General features: G+C 36.9%; 7 protein-coding genes. 5 read left to right on the top strand and 2 right to left on the bottom strand.

The annotated features are described in order from the left end of the window. On the bottom strand, window positions 1-330 hold a 330-nt coding region (locus MRT15_RS11480), incomplete at its 3' end, for an MBL fold metallo-hydrolase (RefSeq protein ID WP_304330371.1). Between the two features lie 231 nt (window positions 331-561). On the opposite strand from MRT15_RS11480, the gene MRT15_RS11475 reads away from it, so the two are divergent. The 5 genes from MRT15_RS11475 (at window position 562) to MRT15_RS11455 (ending at window position 2,185) form a co-directional block, all read left to right on the top strand. Continuing rightward, entirely contained in the window at window positions 562-861 is a 300-nt protein-coding gene (locus tag MRT15_RS11475; RefSeq protein ID WP_304330369.1) for a type II toxin-antitoxin system HicB family antitoxin, read from the top strand. Between the two features lie 34 nt (window positions 862-895). Then, window positions 896-1,090 carry a type II toxin-antitoxin system HicA family toxin gene (locus tag MRT15_RS11470; RefSeq protein ID WP_304330368.1) on the top strand — a complete coding sequence of 65 codons (195 nt, stop codon included), beginning with the start codon at window positions 896-898 and terminating at the stop codon, window positions 1,088-1,090. Continuing rightward, on the top strand, window positions 1,087-1,224 hold the full coding sequence (locus tag MRT15_RS11465; RefSeq protein ID WP_304330367.1) for a hypothetical protein: 138 nt from the start codon (window positions 1,087-1,089) through the stop codon (window positions 1,222-1,224). Before MRT15_RS11470 ends, MRT15_RS11465 begins: the two co-directional genes overlap by 4 nt. Window positions 1,225-1,234: 10 nt before the next feature. After that, complete coding sequence (locus MRT15_RS11460) at window positions 1,235-1,555, top strand: hypothetical protein (protein ID WP_304330365.1); 321 nt, start codon at window positions 1,235-1,237, stop codon at window positions 1,553-1,555. 177 nt (window positions 1,556-1,732) lie between these two features. After that, window positions 1,733-2,185, top strand: coding sequence for a hypothetical protein (locus tag MRT15_RS11455; protein WP_304330364.1), 453 nt, complete (start codon window positions 1,733-1,735; stop codon window positions 2,183-2,185). Window positions 2,186-2,358: 173 nt separating this feature from the next. Here MRT15_RS11455 and MRT15_RS11450 read toward each other — a convergent pair whose 3' ends face one another. After that, window positions 2,359-2,673 carry a winged helix-turn-helix domain-containing protein gene (locus tag MRT15_RS11450; RefSeq protein ID WP_304330362.1) on the bottom strand — a complete coding sequence of 105 codons (315 nt, stop codon included), beginning with the start codon at window positions 2,671-2,673 and terminating at the stop codon, window positions 2,359-2,361. Window positions 2,674-2,716: the final 43 nt, after the last annotated feature.

The following is a 2,716-nucleotide window of genomic DNA, read 5'->3' as shown; positions in this document are numbered from 1 at the left end:
ATCCCTCTTAGCAAACCTATTGGAGAATGTCTTCGGATGAACCAACACTGGAACCCTCCTACCAATACGCTTAACAACCTCGATCAACCCTCCAGTATGATCATAATGTCCATGACTCAAGAAAATTGCATTAACACCACTGAAATCAAGCTTCAAAACATCCAAATTATGCTTAACAACATCCATGGAGGGGCCGCAATCAAAAACCACATTCAAAATTAAATCCTCAAATCTAAACTCTAGCAACGCTCCAAAACCATGCTGAGCCCAACAACCCCTACTCCTAAGACTAGCATAATTATCAGAGAAAACAGTCATCCTAAAAGCCAAACCACATCACCAAAAACAATCTAAATTGTAACAGAATATAATATTTTCCCCAACAACTCAAACCCACATTCCATTTTAAACTTCTCAGAATACTCCTGCAAATTTACAAAATGAAGCTTTGACAATTACAGTGATACTAAATTGTTAACTTATAAATTTGACCATGACAATTTAAGAGAGTAAGACTTAAATGCTTTCATTTATTTAGAGTTTTTAAAGGGTTTAAGAATTATGGCTAAGATTGCTAAGGAAATATCACTGGAAAGTGTTCCTACCGTACCGAAGCCTCTAGATGTAACTTTTGAACTATCTGATGCAGAAGGCAGAGTCCGCCCCTGCTATAGAGTTGTTTTGAAGAAGGGTCTTGACGGTTGGATCATTGCAAAATGCGTTGATGTTAAAGGCGCCGTCTCGCAGGGGAGAAGTGTGGAGGAAGCTGTTAGAAACATAATTGAGGCCATATCCGCCATATTAGAGGATATGTACGGCGAAGAAAGAGAATTTTCAATAATTGTAAGGGAAGAAAAGTAAATGTCCAAACTTCCCCGTAGTTTCGGGTAGAGAGGTGATTAAGTATTTGACGAAGAAAGGCTTTGTGGTTTCAAGACAAAAGGGAAGTCATGTTGTTCTCAAATCACAGGATGGTCGCCGTGTAACAGTGCCACTACATGAAGAGTTGGATAGAGGGACATTACTTGAAATATTAGCTGAAGCAGGTATTAGTAAGGAGGAATTTTTGAGGGAGTGGTATAAACGATGATTGACGATCAAGGTATGGCTGGCACAAGCATGATTGAATGTGACTTTACTGTTATCTCTGAGGATTATAGCAGGTATCTGCTTCAAGATGGAACTATTTTAAAGGTAAAAATCGTAGTTAAAAAAAATATTTAGATCTGCTGAAATGACTCTTGAGGGAATCCCTATTGGATTAAACTTTGATTCTGTAAATGTTGTAGCAGCAATTGTACCTCCATCTCTAAAGGGTTTACCATCAAAGGAGGTTTGGGATCCTCGTAGGGACGTTGGTAAGGAGATAAAATTTGAAACACAAGAGGAAAAGTGGCAAGAGTACTTAACACATGATGGGTTTAAGATAATGGTAAAACCTGTTGTTGTCAAAGTACTAAAGTATGATAAACGTAATATTTATGGCGAACCCATATATGCGGCTCATGTACAAGCTATAATCAATGTGGAAAAGTTCATAAGCACAGTAACATAGTCGGCTATTATAAGAGAAACTGAAGCTAAACTTAACTTCCAAAGGTCTTTGATAAATTTCCCTATGTTTATGGATCGGAAAGCTAATGGAAAACGAGTTTAAATGGTTGGAAAAGCTGTTTCAAAGAATCCCTTAAATCAAACTGTAAAGTAAATGTTTATTGGAGGTGTAAGGGAATTGAGGAAGCTAGCATTAATAGCCATGCTATCAATGATAATGCTCGGCATTGGAGTAGCCACAGTATATGCTGGATATGCTTGGAGACAGCAGTATAAGTGGGCTTGGAATGGAAATCAGATACAGCAACCAATACAGCCATTAATGAAGGGTAAGATTAGGGGATTCACAGTTGAAATAAGCGATGATTTTAAGAGCAAAGTTTTAAGCATAGCTTTAAGCGATAGTGACGTACAGAAACTAATAAGCCAAGGATACAATGTTACAGGGATAAAGCCAACCATTAAAATGACAATTCAAGGTGATGGAACAATAACACTGAAAGCCACTGGAGCAATAGTGACATTAAGAAATGGGAATGGTGGATTCGCCCAAGTAAACGTAGACCTAGAAAAGGGTACAGTAACACAAATAATAATCAAAAACATAACAATAATAAAGAAGACTGGATGAAAAAGAACTGCGAAGAAAATACCATAAAACCCATTTTTTTTCCCATAATTGATGAGGGGTTAAGTTAATACTTTTTTTACATAGCAATAAGAGTTTGATAAATGTTTTAATGTGCTTATGCCCATAAGCATGACTTGGCATTAGTGTTTGGAAAAGTGGATTCCCTAGGAAAACTAGGTTACTTCCATTACTTTCTTCATCTTCTGCGCTTCCCTCTCAGCTATTTGTAGGGAGAGTTGCATTTCATATTCTATGAGCAGTTTAACCATTGGATTTTCCAAGTTTATCCTGTATAGTGTGGCTCTTCCTATCTTCCTAGATGGAATTACTAAGCCTAAATCTTCTAAGTCCTTGAAATACTTGTAGAAGGTGATTTTACTCATCCCCAAAGCCTCAATGATCTCCTTCTTCGTAAAATCATTCAATTTATAGTCCAACAAGTAATCTAAAATCCTAAGTTTAGGAGAATTCCCAAAAGCTTTGATCAAAAGCGAATCGTATTCTCCAACCATTTCAATTAGAATTTAGCAT

Origin of the sequence: Candidatus Culexarchaeum yellowstonense, assembly GCF_024707025.1 — an archaeon.
Lineage (GTDB): Archaea > Thermoproteota > Methanomethylicia > Culexarchaeales > Culexarchaeaceae > Culexarchaeum.
Note: the sequence above shows the minus strand (reverse complement) of the source record. Positions and strands in the feature narration are given on the sequence as shown.

Bases quoted from the DNA above. Each gene is read 5' to 3' on its own strand.
- MRT15_RS11475 (WP_304330369.1), top strand. From the start codon at position 562: ATGGCTAAGATTGCTAAGGAAATATCACTGGAAAGTGTTCCTACCGTA.
- MRT15_RS11465 (WP_304330367.1), top strand. From the start codon at position 1,087: ATGATTGACGATCAAGGTATGGCTGGCACAAGCATGATTGAATGTGAC.
- MRT15_RS11460 (WP_304330365.1), top strand. From the start codon at position 1,235: ATGACTCTTGAGGGAATCCCTATTGGATTAAACTTTGATTCTGTAAAT.